This is a genomic window from Oceanobacillus caeni, assembly GCF_042678465.1.
Taxonomy (GTDB): domain Bacteria; phylum Bacillota; class Bacilli; order Bacillales; family Amphibacillaceae; genus Oceanobacillus; species Oceanobacillus caeni.
In genome coordinates this window covers 58,158-75,568 of the sequence record NZ_JBHTKV010000010.1, presented here as the reverse complement: position 1 = coordinate 75,568, position 17,411 = coordinate 58,158, and the positions used below count along the sequence as shown (strand labels likewise).

Here is a 17,411-nt window from a genome sequence, read left to right as displayed (position 1 = left end):
CCTCAAGCTTCCGGCGAAACAAATAAGGTAGGTGAGGGATGAAGGAAAGCCCCTACCGATGGAAGTCCGTTATCTATTTTGTGATTAAACTCCCAACTAATGGTAATTAATACAAATAAATTTTTTCACTTTGGAGCAAAAAATGTCGAAATGTAGTGACTTTGATCTCTGAATAAATTAAAATGTTCTAGTGTAATCTTTTAGTAACATATTTGTAAAATATATTAATAAGTAATAGGGGGGATACCGGTGGATTTATTTGGAAGTACTATTCGTACGTTAGAAAATTCACTTGATTATGCATCAACCAAAAATCGAGTCATTTCAAATAATATTGCAAATGTCGATACGCCTAACTATAAAGCAAAAGATGTAGTATTTAAAAATATATTAGACGATGCCATTCAATCAAATTTAGAAGCTAAAAAGACAAATGATAAACACCTTTCGTTTCATTCGGAAAGTAATTCTACATATCGTGTCATAACAAAAAATAACACTATTTATAATCACAATGGTAATAATGTGGATATTGATAAACAGATGAGTGACTTAGCCAAAAATCAAATCTATTATAATAGTTTAGTTGACCGTATGAATGGGAAGTTTAATAGTCTTAGAACTGTAATAAGAGGTGGAAATTAATTATGTCGATTTTTGATGCTCTGAATACGAGTGCAAGTGCATTAACGGCACAAAGATTACGGATGGATGTTGTTTCATCTAATATCGCTAATGCGCAAACAACTCGTGCAAAAGTAAATGAAAATGGGGAATATGATCCTTATAGAAGAAAAATGGTCGTACTTGAATCGGATAATCGAAGTTTTAAACAATACCTTGAGAAAGCATCAAGAAATAACAATTCTTCCTTAGGTGTGAAAGTTTCGGAAATAGTTGAAGATGAAAAACCGTTTAAATTAGAGTTTAATCCAAATCATCCTGATGCGGACGAAAATGGTTATGTACGGTTGCCAAATGTTGATCCACTTCAAGAAATGGTCGATTTAATGAGTGCAACAAGATCTTATGAAGCAAATATAACAGCCGTTAATTCTAGTAAAAGCATGTTAATGAAAGCTTTAGAAATCGGAAAATAAGAAATAAGGAGATTATGGTATGAATCCGGGAATTGATTCAATTGGTATGAATGTAAATTCAATACCAACAAAAAAAGTAGGTTCATCTGTAGAATCAAAACAAAACTTTGCAAATGTATTAAAAGGTGCAGTCGATAGTTTGAACAAAATTCAAATTGAATCAGACAAGAAAACGGAAGCTCTCGCAAGTGGAAATATCGATGACCTACATGATGTGATGATCACAGCACAAAAGGCGAGTATCACTTTAGAAACTACAGTGCAAATTCAAAAAAAAGTGATAGATGCTTATAACGAGATTATGAGAATGCAAGTCTAATTTATTTCTAGAGGATGTTCAAAAAGTCCGGTGAGAATAACATGCCACTATGTAGGGGCAGCGTTGCAACAAATTTTTACGGTGAGACGAGTAGTCGGAGTCCCAGAGCGTTACGACTTTAGCCGACCTTGGTCCTTTTCATCCTCCTTTTTGAACACGCACTACTAGTTAATTTTTTTTGCGCTTTAGTTAGGGGATATTATGAATGAAAGAGAAGTTATTAAAATGGAAGGATTCAACTGTTTCTTTTTGGACAAACCGTTCTAAAAAACAAAAGATAATCTTTATTAGTTCGATACTATTGCTGATTATTATTATTGTTGGAACGGTGTTGCTAACTTCTAAGACAAAGTACGTAACATTATATAGTGATTTGTCATTACAAGAAGTGGATCAAATTAAAACAGAATTGGATTCAAGAAGTATTCCATATGAATTGTCAAATGGTGGGACCACCATTTCGGTTCCAGAAGAACAAGGTGATTCATTACTAGTTGATTTAGCCGGGCAAGGGATACCTAATAGTGGGAATATAGATTATTCCTTTTTCAGTGAAAAATCTTCTTGGGGTATTACGGATAATGAGTTTGATATTATGAAACTTGATGCAATGCAAACGGAACTTGCTAATTTAATGAAAAGTATTGAAGGAATTAATGACGCTAAGGTTATGATTAATATTCCGAAAGAACCTATTTTTGCAAGTGATACAGTTGGTGAAGCTAGTGCATCTATAGTTTTAAATACAAAACCAGGTTATCAATTTCAAGGAAACCAAATAAATGCACTATATAATCTCGTTTCACAGGCTGTTCCTAATTTACCACAGGAAAACATCGTTATTATGAATCAGTATTTTGAGTATTATGATCAAGAATCACAAAGTCAATATCTAGCACAAGATGCACATACATATCAGCAGAAAGTGAAACATGATGTTGAACGTGATATACAAAAACGTCTACAACAAATGCTCGGTAATATGGTTGGGATGGAAAATGTAATAGTTTCGGTGACCGCCAATATAGATTTTACTCAAGAAAATAGAACTGAGGAATTAGTAGAGCCAGTAAACATTGATGATATGGAAGGCCTTCCTGTTAGTATGGAGACCATTAAAGAATCTTATTCAGGTGATGGTGCACAAGGTGGTGTTGCCGGAACCGGGGATGAAGATGTAACCAATTATCAAGCAAATGAAGAAGATGGAAATGGCGACTACGAGATGGACAAGGAAACAATTAATTATGAGTTTAATCGTATTCGCAAAGAGATTGTAGAAAGTCCATACAAAGTAAGAGATTTAGGTGTTCAAGTTGCGGTAGACAGTGTGAAAAACGTCACAGGTAAGCCTGAATATTTATCCCAACAAGAACAGAATGCTGTTCAGGATGGGATTTCATCCATATTAGATTCCATTGTATCGACATCTATTGATGAAGAATACGGGGAAATTGATCCAGATGAGAAAGTTTCAATAGTATTTCAGGAATTTACCGATGGGTCAACAACTGAAGATGCTGTGAAACCAACCATTCCTATATGGATGTATATCGCTGGAGCTATATTACTGATTATTATTTTAATCCTAGTTTTTATGTTATTTAAAAATAGAAAAACGAAAGATGAATTTGAAGAAGAAGTAGAAGATACAGTTATCTCTCAAAGTATAAATGAAATACCAGATTTGGAACATGAAGTGGAATCAGATTCAGTCGTTAGAAGGAAACAATTAGAAAAAGTTGCAAAAGAAAACCCTGAAGAGTTTGCTAAATTGTTGAGAAGTTGGATCGGTGAAGATTAGGAGGGAGATTATGGTTAGATCAAAAGACGTTGTATTAACAGGAAAACAGAAAGCTGCAATTCTTTTAATCGCACTCGGTCCTGATGTGTCTGCTCAGGTTTATAAATACTTAACAGACGAAGAAATTGAAAGGTTAAGTTTGGAAATTTCTTCTGTAAAAAAAGTAGATCCGAATGTTAAAGAGGACATAATCGAACAATTTCACCAAATAGTTGTTGCTCAGGATTATATTTCGCAAGGTGGGATTGGCTATGCAAAAACTGTACTGGAAAAAGCATTTGGTAAACAGGAAGCTTCAAACATCATTAATAGGCTAACATCATCGTTACAGGTCAGACCTTTTGATTTTGCAAGGAAGGCTGACCCACAACAACTTTTAAACTATATCCAGGGTGAACATCCGCAGACTATAGCATTGGTTCTTTCCTATTTAGATTCGGAACAAGCGGGTCAAATACTATCCGCATTACCACAGGAGATGCAGGCTGATGTGGCGAAACGAATTGCAACGATGGATTCTACCTCACCTGAGATAATTAACCAAGTTGAACAAGTCCTAGAGAGAAATTTATCCAGTACTATTACAGAGGATTATACACAAACTGGTGGAATTCAAGCTGTTGTAGATGTGTTGAATGAAGTAGACAGAAGTACTGAAAAAACAATTCTCGATGCTTTGGAGACACAAGAACCAGAACTTGTTGATGAAATTAAGAAACGGATGTTCATTTTTGAAGACATTGTTATACTTGATAACCGCGCAATCCAACGTGTGATTCGTGAAGTAGATGATGAGGATTTAAGATTGGCATTGAAAGTTTCTAGTGAAGAAGTGAAAAATCTAATCTTTTCTAATATGTCCCAACGTATGGTGGAAACATTTAAAGAGGAAATGGAATACATGGGTCCTGTTCGATTACTTGATGTAGAAGAAGCACAAACTAGAATTGTCTCTACTATTAGAAAACTAGAGGATATTGGCGAAATTGTTATTGCACGTGGTGGAGGAGATGATATCATTGTTTGATTCACAGAAAATGAATCATTCGCCAGCACAAAAACGGGTAATTAAAATCAAATCACATGAATTTTTCAAGACGGAAGAACACGTGAATAGTGGGCTCTCAAAACAAGATGAGCTGGATAACATTCAAAATGAAATTCGTTCAGCCATGGAGCAACTAAATTTGTTAAAGACTCAACAAGCTAAACAAATAGAAACGACAAAAAAAGAAATTGAAACCGAAAAAAACAATTGGCAACAAGAGAAAAATGAGTGGATTGAAAAAGCAAAAGAAGAAGGATATAAGAGCGGCTATTCCGCAGGTGAAGAACAGGCTTTACGAGAATACCGGGATTTAATCGACCAGACAAATTCTGTTATCCAACGTGCAAACGAGGAATATCATGCAATAGTTGCGAAAAGTGACGAATCTATTCTAAATTTAGCTATTTATGTTGCGGAAAAAATTTTAAATCAAAAGATAGAAGAAGACTCAAATGCATTTTTTGATATTATCAAAATCGCAATAAAAGAATTGCAGGACCAATCGGATATTTCTATTTATTTGCATCCAAATAAATATTCATTTGTTTTAGACCATAAGCAGGAATTAACTCAGCTTTTAGAAAACAATTTGAAACTATCTATTTATGTTAAAGAGGAATTGGATGTAAATGCATGTATTGTTGAGCATCCCTTTGGTCAAATCGATGCAAGTATTGATACGCAATTAAGTCAAATAAAGCAAATATTACAAGATGTTGTACAGGAGAATGGTCATGAATGAGGCTCAACTTTACTCAGCAATTGATCAGGCCGTTCCATATAAATTTTATGGAAAGGTGTTACGTGTCGTTGGGCTAATGATAGAATCACAGGGACCGCATGCTAATATTGGTGATGTTTGTCATATCCATGTGATGAAGGGGAAAGCTCCTATACTTTCAGAGGTAGTGGGGTTTAATAATGAGAAGATTATTTTAATGCCTTATTCCGAAGTAAATGAAATTGGCCCTGGTTGTTTAGTAGAATCAACTGGAAAGTCATTAACAGTTAAAGCAGGAAGTGATTTAATTGGTTCCGTTGTTGACCCATTAGGATATCCTTTAGATCAAACTCCGCTTCCCAAAGGGTTAACTAGTATATCAACCGATCAGACCCCTCCTAATCCCATGCTTCGCCCTCCTATTTCTGAACCAATACAGGTAGGAGTTAAAGTGATAGATTCTTTACTGACAGTAGGTAAAGGACAAAGAATCGGTATATTTGCAGGAAGTGGAGTTGGGAAAAGTACATTACTAGGTATGATAGCTAGAAATAGTAAGGCAGATATTAATGTCATTGCTCTAATTGGGGAGCGTGGGAGAGAAGTTAGGGAATTTATTGAGAAGGATTTAGGCCCAGAAGGATTAAAACGATCTATTGTTGTAGTAGCCACTTCTGATCAACCTGCGTTAATGAGGATCAAGGGGGCTTATACTGCTACAGCAATTAGTGAATATTTTAGGGATCTTGGTTACCAAGTTAATTTAATGATGGATTCTGTAACACGTGTAGCGATGGCCCAAAGAGAAATTGGGCTTGCAGTCGGTGAACCTCCAACGACGAAAGGATATACACCTTCTGTTTTTTCCATTCTACCAAAACTCTTAGAACGGACTGGGACAAACGCTTCGGGCACGATTACCGCCTTTTATACGGTACTAGTTGATGGAGATGACATGAATGAACCAATCGCTGACACGGTGAGAGGTATTTTAGATGGCCACTTTGTAATGGATAGAAAAATTGCTGAACGTGGTCAATACCCAGCAATAAACGTTTTGAAATCTGTTAGCCGGGTGATGAATCAAGTTACTACGAAAGAACACCAAAGAAATGCAAATCTATTAAGAACTTTCATATCAAGTTATGAAGATAATGTAGAATTAATCAACATTGGTGCATATAAACCGGGCACAAATAAAGATATCGATCGTGCAATATCTTTATATCCAAAAATTCAAGCATTTTTAAAACAAGATGTCGAAGAAGTCATTTCTTTAGAAGAAACCATTCATTCTATGGATAGCTTGTTAAACGGAGGATGAATAAATGGCTAATACAATGGTTCTCACTAAAATTTTACAACTTAGAGAAAATGAAAAGAAAATGGTTCAGAAAGATTATACCCAGTCAACGGAAAAATTTGAATCCGTAGCTATGGATTTATATCGTTTATTGAAGAAAAAAGAGAATGCTGAAAAAATGTATGAAGATTACATAAACGCTAGTGTACCTTTGCACCAGATTAAACAGATTTCCTTTTATATCGATTCTATAAAAGATGACATTCTTGCCTTTCAACAAAAGGTCAATAAAGCAAGAAACGAAATGGAATTAAAACAAGCTGAATTAACAGACGCTCATATTGAAGTGAAAAAGTTTGAAAAGTTAATAGAACGTCGAACAAACGAGGAACGTCATTATCTTAAAAAAGTAGAAAATGCGTTTATGGATGAAATTTCATTAAATCAATTTATGAACAGTAAAAATAGGTGAGTTCATGGCGAAAAAAGAAAAAGATAAAAATAGAAAGATAAATCCATTTCTTTGGTTCTTATTTGCAGTAGTTATACCAGTTGCCGTAGTTATTTCTATAGTACTAGTTATTCTAAATATAGCTGGATTTAATACATTTGACTGGTTAAAAGAAAAAGGCAATAATGTCCCCATTGTTTCTAATATGATAAGTAAAGATGATGAGGAACCACAACAATCCACAGAAATGCATTTACAAAAAGTAATTGAAGAAAAAGATAAAAAAATTGAAGATCTAAATCAAAGTATGGATGATCAGGAAGCACAAATCCAAGAGTTAGAAAGAGAAATTACTCGATTAGAAAAGAATGATTCGGATACTAAAAATATCCAAGAAACAAAGGAATTGGAAGAGGAAGACTCCAATAAAAAAGTAAAAACAGTGGCAAAATCATATGAGAAAATGGCACCGGAAAAAGCGGCTGAAATATTGGAAAACATGAGTGATCGATCTAGTGTTGTATCCATTTTAAATGCAATGTCTAATGATTCTCGTGGCGAGATATTACAAGAGATGGACCCTAAAAAAGCTGCAGAAGTTACTAAGAATTTAATGGAAAATTAATAATTTCCCTATTGAAAGGAGGTGAAGTAATGAATACCGTTGGCACTTCTATTCCTTTGTTGGATAAAGTTATGGAACCGATGAATCAGGGGAAGTTTACCGTTACGGAAAATCCTTCTTTTGAACAAATTCTAAACAATCAAGGTCCCGATATAGGTGATTTGGATAATACAAATGTTAATGGATTAAAGTTAGAACAAGAAGATAACGTGTTAACAGACGAACAATCTTCTTATGAGCGGGATAATCAAGAGGAAGTTTCGCAGGAGAATGAAAAACAACCAGTGAATCAAGAAGAGCTAATGGATTTTTTACAGAACATGAACGAAATAGAAGAACAAAATCAAATCATACATAACCAGCTTGCTATGTTGATAGATCAAATTTTGGAAAAACCTGAAACAGTTGATCATGTATTGATAAGAGATGTACTTCAATTCATTAATAAACTAGAAGAACAAACGCAAGAGACAAATAATGGTTTCCAAAGTGACTATACACATTTAACTACAGATGGTGCCTTTATCATGCAAACTGAAAGTAGCCCACTGATAACCAATGGTATGAATAAAGAAACACTAGTAGAAAACAAAGGTACTTTGAAAGATATTATTTTGGATTTTGATAGTTTAATAAAACAAATTAAAAATCCAGATGATTTACCAAAAATTTCACCTAAAGTGTTAGAACTTTTAAAGGACTATTTGAAACTGGATAAATCAGGCGAAAACTTAAATACTATTCTTCAACAAAGTAACGTCGACAATGAAGAACAAATCATTTGGAAAGATTTAATCGATTCATTTTCTAAAAGGGAATCAATGAAACAGAAGTACAATGATCACTCGGAAGTTACGAGTAAAGATGTAACAAAATGGTTGGTAAAATCGTTTGAGAAACATAATCTGCTAGAGCAGGTTTCAACGAATCAAATTCATACTGGTACCCCCTTATCGAAAATAGAGCAGCATGTGATTCATTTAAACAATAATCAAGATAAAACAACTGTAAATCAACAGTTACTCAAACAATTTGAATCCATTATGAAATCAAGTCGATTTTTAGCTACTCCAAATGGGACGAATCAGCTATCTATTAGATTAAACCCTGAAAACTTAGGGGAACTGAGAGTAAGACTGATGCAAATGAATGGAGAAATGACTGTTAAAATTGTTGTTTCTACTCAAGTTGCTAAGGAAATGCTTGAATCTAATATGAATCAGTTAAGGAATATGTTTCTTCCGCATCAGGTAATGATAGAAAAACAAGAGTTACATACACAAGGAAATATGATGCAAAGGGAATCTAGCTCCAATCATCAATGGGAAGGAAACGGTGAACAACAATCTAATCACTCGAATCAAGAAAGAAACCATACTTCCGAAGACGACAAGGAGTTAACCTTTCAAGACCTTTTAATGAATGTCAAAGTATAGGGGACTTAAATAATGAATAAAATCGACCCATCATTATACCTATCTAACCAAAATACAAGTAGGGAACCAAAACCTACTATAGATAAAGATGGCTTTTTAAAAATACTGATGACACAATTACAAAATCAAGATCCAACAGCTCCAATGAATGAAAATGAAATGGTTCAACAAATGGCTACACTGACTTCATTGGAACAAATGATGAATATGTCTAAATCCATTGAGTTACTTGTTAATAGTCAGGTCGAATCACCGGTTACCCAATATAGTCACTTGATTGGCAAATATGTAACCTACCTTTCTAGCGGAGAGGATTCTGAAACTTCCCGCGAAGAAACTGGAAAAGTTATTGCAGTGAGCCAACGTGATGGTATTGCAATATTGGAGTTAGATAATAAAGAAAAAGTTGAAGTAACTAAAGTTTCAAAAGTTAGTTTAAATTGATGTAACAGATGATAAACAAGTAATAGGGGAAGTGATAAAACTGGATCATCGAGTTCATCAAGTACCATCACATTATGCCCTACATTTTCCAGTAGGAGAAAAGAAAGTATCAAATAATGCTATTCATTCTTTTAAGGATATTTTAGCGAATGAACAAAAATTAAAAATTAGTAAACATGCCAGTCAACGATTAACGGAGCGAAATATCAATATAGAAGACAAAGAGTGGCAATTGATAGAAACGAAAGTGGCAGAAGCAAGAAAAAAAGGAATAACCGATTCATTGGTGGTAACGAACCAAGCTGCTTTACTAGTTAGTACAAAGAATAATACGGTAGTTACCGCAATGAACAGAGAAGAAGCAAATCATAAAATATTTACTAATATTAATGGAACGATTTTAATAAATGGATAGGCTGGACCCATATGGGGGGCCAATAGCTGTTGAATGACAGATACAGCTAATTTTGAAAGGGGAAAATAAAAAATGTTACGTTCAATGTATGCTGGAATTTCAGGGACGAAAAACTTTCAAACTAAATTAGATGTGATAGGTAACAATATCGCCAATGTAAACACTGTTGGATTTAAAAAAGGAAGAGTGGCGTTTCAAGATATGTTAAGTCAAACAACAAAAGGAGCCGAGGGCCCAACTGGTGCAAAGGGTGGTATTAATGCATCGCAAGTTGGATTAGGTGGGCAACTAGGATCAATTGATAATATCCAAACTCAGGGGTTCCGTCAAATTACGAGCAATCCATTAGACCTTGCCTTGGAAGGGGATGGAATGTTTGTAGTTGAAGGCAATGGTACTACTTACTACACACGTGCAGGAAATTTTTATTTGGATGACGAGGGATTTATTGTTGATGCGAATGGAAATTATTTACAAAGTGTGGACGGGAATAATATTCAAATACCAAATGATGCACAAAGCTTTAGTATTCAAAAAAATGGGGTAGTTAATTTTATCAATGCACAAGGTGGAACAGAGACTGCTGACACGATAGGAATTGCGAATTTTTCCAATCCGGCAGGGTTAGAAAAAGCTGGGAGCAATCTTTATCTAAATACACCAAATGCTGGGTTTAATGGTATAGCGACACCTGAAACAGAAGGAACCGCATCTATCATAAGTGGTTCATTAGAAATGTCCAACGTTGATCTCGCTGAAGAATTTACAGAAATGATTACGGCTCAACGTGCTTTCCAAGCAAATACTAGAATTATTACAACATCAGATGAAATTTTACAAGAACTTGTTAACTTAAAACGATAATAAGGAGGTAGGTAGAGACTATTAAACTATGTCTCTACCACCGTATATGATTGAATTAATACGTTTAAATGGGGATTCATTTAATCTGAATGCCATGCTAATTGAACAAGTAGAATCGTTACCTGACAGTACGACCATTACACTAATTAATGGTAAAAAATTAGTTGTAAAAAATAATAAAACCGATATTGTCCAAAAGGTAACTTCTTTTTACCAGACGATAGGATTTCAATTTCCCGCGAAAACAGGTGATAGAAATGAGTAAATTAGTGAAAACGATGCTAACATCTTTAGCTATATTATTGATAGTTGTGATTGCAGGTTTTGTTGTCGTAATAAATGTAACAGATGCTAATGATCAATCTGAAGAGTTGGGTATCGATAAAATGGTTGAATATTCCTATCAAACACCTGAGATTACAACAGATTTATCAGATGGTAGTTTTGTAAGAGTGCAATTTCAAATCGTAACAAACAATAAAGACGCCAAAGAAGAAATAGAAAAACGCGACTTTCAATTAAAAAATATATTAATCAAGGAGCTCGCAACAAAAACAGAGAAAGACTTTAAATCTAATTTGACAGATATAGAATTACAACTAAAAACTAAATTAAATGAAGTAATGACTGAAGGAGAAGTTATTGACGTATACACAATAAACAAGATCTTGCAATAACTCCACTTTGGAGGTGAGTGTCATTATGGAAGAAATTCTATCGCAAAATGAAATTGATGCACTACTTTCAGCCATAACATCAGGTGAAATGGATGCAGAACAATTAAAAAAAGAAGAGAAGGAAAAGAAAGTAAGGGCCTATGATTTTAAAAGGGCATTACGCTTTTCAAAAGATCAAATCCGAAGTATTTCACGAATCCATGAAAATTACGCTAGATTACTGACCACTTTTTTCACAACTCAGTTGAGAACGTATGTAAATATCTCTGTTACATCCGTTGATCAGGTACCATATGAGGAATTTGTTAGGTCGATACCAAGATTGACAGTTTTGAATATTTACAGTGTAGCACCACTTGATGGTAAATTAATTGTTGAAATAAATCCTAACATAGCATATGCGTTAATCGAACGAATTTTAGGTGGAAAAGGAACGGCTTCGAATAAAAATAGTAGTTTTACTGAAATAGAAAAACTACTACTTACCCAATTATTTGAAAAAGGGGTATACTGTCTTGCTGAAGCTTGGAATTCCATTGCAGAAATCGATCCAGTACTGGAAGATTTTGAAGAGAACCCCCAGTTTATTCAAATGGTTGCACCAAATGAAACGGTGGTGGTTGTTTCCTTAACAACTACTGTTGGGGAATCAAGTGGTGTTATTAATATTTGTATTCCTCATGTTATTTTAGAACCAATCATTCCGAAATTATCGGAACATTATTGGATGCAATCTCATCAAAATACGAGAGACGATGAGGCGTACCATTTATTGTCAAAACAAGTACAGGAAGCGGAGGTATTAATTACTTCCATTTTAGGAAATGCAAATATTACAATTGATGAGTTTTTAAAATTAAAGAAGGGAGATGTCATAGCGTTGAATACAGCTATTGATGATCCTTTAACTTTAATTATAAATAACCAACCTAAATATTATGTTCAACCTGGAAAACATAAGAACAAAATGTCTGTGCAAATATTAGATGAAATGATAAGGGGTGAATAAGGGTGCCCAATGATGATGGAATGTTAACACAAGAGGAAATTGACGCGCTTTTAAACATTGGTTCACAAGATGAAGCACAAGATTCTCTTGAAAATAAAACAGAAGAAAAACTATCAAATATTGAGATTGACACGTTAGGAGAAATAGGAAATATTTCATTTGGAAGTTCTGCTACTACTTTATCTACACTCCTAAATCAGAAAGTAGAAATTACTGTACCTGAGGTTTCCATTATAAATAAAACGGATTTAGCCAATTCTATAACGTTTGAACCTGTTAGTGTTCAGGTGAACTATATAGAAGGATTAACAGGAAAAAATGTATTCATTATTAAAGCACTTGATGCAGCTATTATTGCTGATGTAATGCTAGGTGGGGATGGTTTAAATCCAGAAACTGAATTGAATGAAATCCATTTAAGTGCGGTACAAGAAGCGATGAATCAAATGATGGGTACTGCAGCTACTAGTATGTCGACCATATTTAATACGAAGGTAGACATATCACCACCGTCTGTAATAGATGATACAGTGGATCAGAAAGATATTTTTCAAGAAGAATCCTATGTGAAGATTTCATTTACATTAAAGATTGGGGATTTAATTGATTCTAATATGATGCAGTTAATGCCTATTAGTTTTGCAAAACAAACCGTATCGCAGCTATTAAATGATTCTAATGAAGCTGAACCGGAAAGTGCTGACTTACCTGTACTTGAAAATAATGAATTAGATCATAATGAATTAGTTCATAAGGAACAACCCAATCAGAATCATTATTCAGAACCAGCTTCGAATCAATCGGTACAACAACATAATCCGCAATTTATAGGAAATAGTATGGTACCTGAACAATCTCAAGTTCAAGGAGCTTCTTTTTCAGAACTTGAAAAAGTTGATTTGAATCAAAATGAACATCGAAACTTGGATATGCTTATGGATATTCCGTTAAATGTAACAGTTGAACTGGGAAGAACAAAGCGTGCCATAAGGGATATAATTGAATTTAGTAAAGGATCCATCATTGAACTAGATAAATTGGCTGGAGAACCAGTAGATATACTTGTTAATAATAAGCTAATTGCGACAGGGGAAGTTGTTGTAATAGACGAGAATTTTGGTGTAAGAGTTACAGATATTGTAAGCAAAACGGATCGATTAATGAAATTAAAATAGGAAAAGCGGAAGCGCCCGTTTAGCGACGTACGGGCTGGACTGAGCCGTAGGAGATAAAGGAAACACGACGAACGAAGTGAGTCGATGTTGACTTATCGTACGGAGGTGAAGGAAGTCTCGCTAGTCGCTGGGCGCAGGAGCTAGACATCTTTTAAGATAATAATTAGGAGGAAAAAATAATGAGTAAAAAAGTACTGATCGTTGACGATGCAGCGTTTATGCGTATGATGATTAAAGATATCTTAACGAAAAATGGTTTTGAAGTAGTGGGAGAAGCTCAAGATGGAGCACAGGCTGTAGAAAAATATAAAGAATTATCTCCAGATCTAGTTACAATGGATATTACAATGCCGGAAATGGACGGTATTACTGCTCTAAAACAAATTAAAGAAGTTAATCCAGAAGCAAAAGTTATTATGTGTTCCGCAATGGGGCAACAGGCAATGGTTATTGATGCAATTCAGGCTGGTGCCAAAGACTTTATTGTAAAACCGTTTCAGGCAGATCGTGTAATGGAAGCAATTCAAAAAGTGATAGGTTAAAAGAGAGTGAGCAAGTTGGGTAAAAATTTCCTATATGGTTTTCTAGTTTGTTTTATATATTTTACTACTGCATCTCCAATGGATGTTATCGCATCTCCTGATAGCGTAATGGACTGTATAGCTGAAGAGAATTGTGATGAAGAGAATAGAAACGTAGAACCTCCAGAAAATGAAAAGATATTTTCGGAGGATTCTAATCAGGGATTAGTTCTGTTTGATTTAATAAAAATGGTTTTTGCATTAATTCTTGTAATAGCCCTTATTTACATTGTGTTAAAGTTTTTAAATCAGCGGAACAAATTAACTCCAAAAGGAAAAATGGTAGAAAACTTAGGTGGTATATCGTTAGGACAAAGTAAATCAATCCAAATTATTCGAGTAGGACCTAAAGTATATGTAATTGGTGTAGGTGACGATATCAATTTGTTAGAAGAAATTACAGATGAAGAAATAAAACAAGAATTAATAAACAATATGAATGTAACGAACGACAATATGGCTCGTTCGTTGTTACCATCATTCAGATCTTACGGGGCCAATACCAATAATAAAAAAGATTTTAAAAGATTATTTTCAAATGAACTTGAAAAATTGAAACAAAATCGAAATGACTTGATCCATAATCAAAAGGAAGATAAACATGAGTAATTTTATAGATATGTTTTCAAGTTCTGACCCGACGAATGTTGCTACATCAGTAAAGCTAATTTTATTATTAACTGTTTTATCCCTAGCACCGGCAATATTAATATTAATGACTAGTTTTACTAGAATTATTATTGTTTTGTCCTTTGTCCGAACATCACTTGCGACCCAACAAATGCCACCAAATCAAGTATTAATTGGGATTGCATTATTTTTAACTTTTTTTATTATGGCACCGACTTTTAATGTAGTTTATGAAGATGCTTTAGAACCTTTATTTAATGAGGAAATAACATTAGATGAAGCATACACGAAAGCTAGTATGCCATTAAAGGAATTTATGGCAAAACAGACAAGGCAGAAAGATTTAGCATTATTTTTAAATTATACAAATGCAGAAAGACCTGAGAGTATAAAGGAGATTCCCCTTACGACTTTAGTACCGGCGTTTGCCATCAGTGAGTTAAAAACAGCTTTTCAAATGGGCTTTATGATTTTTATTCCATTTCTAATTATTGATATGGCAGTAGCTAGTATTTTAATGTCGATGGGAATGATGATGCTGCCACCAGTAATGATTTCCTTACCGTTTAAAATCTTATTATTTGTACTTGTAGATGGATGGTATTTAATTACGAATTCATTGCTACAAAGTTTTTAAGAGTAATTTACATTGAAAGAGGCACAGAAGAATGAGCAGTGAACATGTAATATCATTGGCAGAAAATGCAATATATACTTTATTACTAATCGCAGGACCGTTATTGATTTTGGCTGTTGCAGTTGGGCTAATTATCAGTATTTTTCAAGCAACTACGCAAATTCAAGAACAAACCTTGGCATTCGTTCCTAAAATCGTAGCAGTATTAGTAGGATTAATTTTTTTTGGTCCATGGATGCTTAATCTAATCGTTGATTTTACTGTTAATATTTTCCAAAACTTAAATCAGTTTGCAGGGTAATGTATGTTAGGAGAATCTATAGTTAGTTTCCCAATATTATTGCTTTTATTTGCACGTGTTTTTTCTTTTTTTGTAACGATGCCATTGTTTTCTTACCGAACTATACCTTTGCCATTTAAGCTTGGATTTAGTTTCTTTTTAGCGTTAATTATGTCTTATACAGTAGATAGTCCTACTATCATAATGGATCATACGTATGTATTTTTATTAATGAAAGAGGTTTTGGTCGGTTTATTAATTGGTCTAATTGCTTTTATTATTATTTCTGCTGTACAGGTTGCTGGGGGATTTATTGATTTTCAAATGGGATTCGCTATTGCCAATGTGATGGATCCACAGACAGGTGCTCAGAGTCCTTTAACCGGGCAATTTTTAAATATTGTATCACTCCTTTTTTTATTATCCGTAAACGGTCATTATCTGATTATTGATGGGATAGTAAATAGTTATGAATTTATCGCTATCGATCAATTTATTCCATTTGCTAATAAATCGATAGCAGATTTTGTAATTGATAGTTTTAATACAATGTTTCTCATTGCCTTCCAAATGGCTATTCCCATCGTGGGTTGTTTATTTTTAGTAGATATAGCATTGGGAATTATTGCAAGGGCTGTGCCGCAGCTTAATGTATTTGTAGTCGGACTTCCATTAAAGATCCTTGTTAGTATTATTGCTATTTTTGTGTTTTTAAGCTTATACTACACACTCGCTAAAAAATTATTCGAATTAATGTTCATTACCATGAGGAATCTCATGAAATTATTTGGGGGTGGCTAGTTTGCAAATGAAATTAGACTTACAATTTTTCGCAGGAGAAAAAACGGAAAAAGCCACTCCGAAAAAAAGACAAGATCAAAGAAAAAAAGGTAAAGTTTCTAAAAGTCAGGACGTTAACACAGCCCTACTATTGTTGTTTTGTATAATTGGTTTAATTGTTTTTGGTAATTACATGTTAGGTCAAATGTTGAATTTATACGAGTATACTTTTACAGAATTAATTAATTGGAACATTACAGAAGGAACGACACAACGATTATTTACTGGTGTCGTTCTAGAAGCAGGAAAAATAGTTGCTCCTATAATGGTACTAGGTTTAATTGGTGGATTAGTTGCAAATCTATCACAAGTTGGGTTTTTATTTACAACAGAGCCACTGAAATTTGACCTAAAAAAAATAGACCCTGTTCAAGGTGCAAAACGTATCTTTTCCATTAGAGCACTAGTCGAATTACTAAAATCATTATTGAAAATAACATTCATTGGTTCTATTACTTTTTTTATCATTTGGATTTATAAAGATGATATGCTAATGACCGCATTTTTAAATGCTAATGGTGCATTAACTTTTTTCTCTAAAGTTACGATGACAATGGCGATTGCAGCAATTATCGCATTATTGTTTTTGTCCATATTTGACTATGCATACCAAAGATTTGATTACGAAAAAAATATGAGAATGTCAAAACAAGATATCAAGGACGAGTATAAAAATATGGAAGGGGACCCTTTAATTAAATCTAAAAGGAAAGCCATTCAAAGAGAGATGGCGACCCGAAGAATGATGAGTGAAGTACCAAACGCGGATGTAATTATTACGAACCCAACTCATTTTGCAATTGCAATTAAGTATGATGAAAAAATTGCAACAGCACCATATGTCTTAGCAAAAGGAACAGATCAAGCGGCATTAAAAATTAAAGAAATCGCGAAGGAAAATAATATATATATGGTTGAAAACAAACCATTAGCACGATCCTTATATAAAGTGATTGATGTTGGGGATGTCATACCCGAAGCGTTCTATCAAGCTATTGCAGAAATATTAGCTTATGTGTATCGAGTAGAAAAAAATGTTTAATTTGAGGAGA

Annotated in this window: 23 protein-coding genes; all 23 read left to right on the top strand. The window is 33.9% G+C overall.

Annotation, left to right across the window (positions count from 1 at the left end; genetic code table 11):
* The first annotated feature begins 249 nt into the window (after positions 1-249).
* The 23 genes from flgB (at position 250) to flhB (ending at position 17,401) form a co-directional block, all read left to right on the top strand.
* Positions 250-645 (top strand): flagellar basal body rod protein FlgB, encoded by a 396-nt coding sequence (gene flgB, locus ACFQ18_RS09335; RefSeq protein WP_047186043.1) that lies wholly within the window; start codon positions 250-252, stop codon positions 643-645.
* Positions 646-647: 2 nt separating this feature from the next.
* On the top strand, positions 648-1,100 hold the full coding sequence (flgC, locus tag ACFQ18_RS09330; protein ID WP_047186044.1) for a flagellar basal body rod protein FlgC: 453 nt from the start codon (positions 648-650) through the stop codon (positions 1,098-1,100).
* A 19-nt stretch (positions 1,101-1,119) separates the two neighbouring features.
* Positions 1,120-1,419 carry a flagellar hook-basal body complex protein FliE gene (gene fliE, locus ACFQ18_RS09325; RefSeq protein WP_047186045.1) on the top strand — a complete coding sequence of 100 codons (300 nt, stop codon included), beginning with the start codon at positions 1,120-1,122 and terminating at the stop codon, positions 1,417-1,419.
* Positions 1,420-1,624: 205 nt separating this feature from the next.
* Complete coding sequence (fliF, locus tag ACFQ18_RS09320) at positions 1,625-3,223, top strand: flagellar basal-body MS-ring/collar protein FliF (protein WP_047186046.1); 1,599 nt, start codon at positions 1,625-1,627, stop codon at positions 3,221-3,223.
* A 10-nt stretch (positions 3,224-3,233) separates the two neighbouring features.
* Positions 3,234-4,250 (top strand): flagellar motor switch protein FliG, encoded by a 1,017-nt coding sequence (fliG, locus tag ACFQ18_RS09315; protein ID WP_047186047.1) that lies wholly within the window; start codon positions 3,234-3,236, stop codon positions 4,248-4,250.
* A complete protein-coding gene (gene fliH / locus ACFQ18_RS09310) occupies positions 4,243-5,013 on the top strand; it encodes a flagellar assembly protein FliH (protein WP_047186048.1) in 771 nt (256 codons plus the stop codon). Before fliG ends, fliH begins: the two co-directional genes overlap by 8 nt.
* The gene (gene fliI, locus ACFQ18_RS09305) at positions 5,006-6,316 is read left to right on the top strand and encodes a flagellar protein export ATPase FliI (RefSeq protein ID WP_047186049.1); all 1,311 of its coding nucleotides are present in this window, start codon (positions 5,006-5,008) and stop codon (positions 6,314-6,316) included. Before fliH ends, fliI begins: the two co-directional genes overlap by 8 nt.
* Positions 6,317-6,320: 4 nt before the next feature.
* Positions 6,321-6,767 carry a flagellar export protein FliJ gene (gene fliJ / locus ACFQ18_RS09300; RefSeq protein ID WP_047186050.1) on the top strand — a complete coding sequence of 149 codons (447 nt, stop codon included), beginning with the start codon at positions 6,321-6,323 and terminating at the stop codon, positions 6,765-6,767.
* Between the two features lie 4 nt (positions 6,768-6,771).
* The gene (locus ACFQ18_RS09295; protein WP_047186051.1) at positions 6,772-7,371 is read left to right on the top strand and encodes a MotE family protein; all 600 of its coding nucleotides are present in this window, start codon (positions 6,772-6,774) and stop codon (positions 7,369-7,371) included.
* Positions 7,372-7,400: 29 nt separating this feature from the next.
* Entirely contained in the window at positions 7,401-8,807 is a 1,407-nt protein-coding gene (locus ACFQ18_RS09290; protein WP_047186052.1) for a flagellar hook-length control protein FliK, read from the top strand.
* A gap of 12 nt (positions 8,808-8,819) precedes the next feature.
* A complete protein-coding gene (flgD, locus tag ACFQ18_RS09285; protein WP_047186053.1) occupies positions 8,820-9,251 on the top strand; it encodes a flagellar hook assembly protein FlgD in 432 nt (143 codons plus the stop codon).
* A 40-nt stretch (positions 9,252-9,291) separates the two neighbouring features.
* Entirely contained in the window at positions 9,292-9,666 is a 375-nt protein-coding gene (locus tag ACFQ18_RS09280) for a TIGR02530 family flagellar biosynthesis protein (RefSeq protein ID WP_047186132.1), read from the top strand.
* A gap of 72 nt (positions 9,667-9,738) precedes the next feature.
* The gene (gene flgG, locus ACFQ18_RS09275; RefSeq protein WP_047186054.1) at positions 9,739-10,530 is read left to right on the top strand and encodes a flagellar basal body rod protein FlgG; all 792 of its coding nucleotides are present in this window, start codon (positions 9,739-9,741) and stop codon (positions 10,528-10,530) included.
* 28 nt (positions 10,531-10,558) lie between these two features.
* Positions 10,559-10,795: a flagellar FlbD family protein gene (locus tag ACFQ18_RS09270; RefSeq protein WP_370447399.1), complete on the top strand. Its 237-nt coding sequence runs from the start codon at positions 10,559-10,561 to the stop codon at positions 10,793-10,795.
* Positions 10,788-11,207 carry a flagellar basal body-associated protein FliL gene (gene fliL, locus ACFQ18_RS09265; RefSeq protein WP_047186055.1) on the top strand — a complete coding sequence of 140 codons (420 nt, stop codon included), beginning with the start codon at positions 10,788-10,790 and terminating at the stop codon, positions 11,205-11,207. Before ACFQ18_RS09270 ends, fliL begins: the two co-directional genes overlap by 8 nt.
* A 25-nt stretch (positions 11,208-11,232) precedes the next feature.
* Positions 11,233-12,216 (top strand): flagellar motor switch protein FliM, encoded by a 984-nt coding sequence (gene fliM, locus ACFQ18_RS09260; protein WP_047186056.1) that lies wholly within the window; start codon positions 11,233-11,235, stop codon positions 12,214-12,216.
* A 20-nt stretch (positions 12,217-12,236) separates the two neighbouring features.
* Positions 12,237-13,391, top strand: coding sequence for a flagellar motor switch phosphatase FliY (fliY, locus tag ACFQ18_RS09255; protein WP_047186134.1), 1,155 nt, complete (start codon positions 12,237-12,239; stop codon positions 13,389-13,391).
* Between the two features lie 179 nt (positions 13,392-13,570).
* Entirely contained in the window at positions 13,571-13,933 is a 363-nt protein-coding gene (locus tag ACFQ18_RS09250; protein WP_047186057.1) for a response regulator, read from the top strand.
* 15 nt (positions 13,934-13,948) lie between these two features.
* A complete protein-coding gene (locus tag ACFQ18_RS09245; protein ID WP_204798247.1) occupies positions 13,949-14,581 on the top strand; it encodes a flagellar biosynthetic protein FliO in 633 nt (210 codons plus the stop codon).
* On the top strand, positions 14,574-15,239 hold the full coding sequence (gene fliP / locus ACFQ18_RS09240; RefSeq protein WP_204798246.1) for a flagellar type III secretion system pore protein FliP: 666 nt from the start codon (positions 14,574-14,576) through the stop codon (positions 15,237-15,239). Before ACFQ18_RS09245 ends, fliP begins: the two co-directional genes overlap by 8 nt.
* A 31-nt stretch (positions 15,240-15,270) precedes the next feature.
* Entirely contained in the window at positions 15,271-15,540 is a 270-nt protein-coding gene (gene fliQ / locus ACFQ18_RS09235; protein WP_204798245.1) for a flagellar biosynthesis protein FliQ, read from the top strand.
* 3 nt (positions 15,541-15,543) lie between these two features.
* Complete coding sequence (gene fliR, locus ACFQ18_RS09230; protein ID WP_204798244.1) at positions 15,544-16,320, top strand: flagellar biosynthetic protein FliR; 777 nt, start codon at positions 15,544-15,546, stop codon at positions 16,318-16,320.
* 1 nt (position 16,321) lies between these two features.
* Entirely contained in the window at positions 16,322-17,401 is a 1,080-nt protein-coding gene (gene flhB, locus ACFQ18_RS09225; protein WP_204798243.1) for a flagellar biosynthesis protein FlhB, read from the top strand.
* The last annotated feature ends 10 nt before the right edge of the window (positions 17,402-17,411 follow it).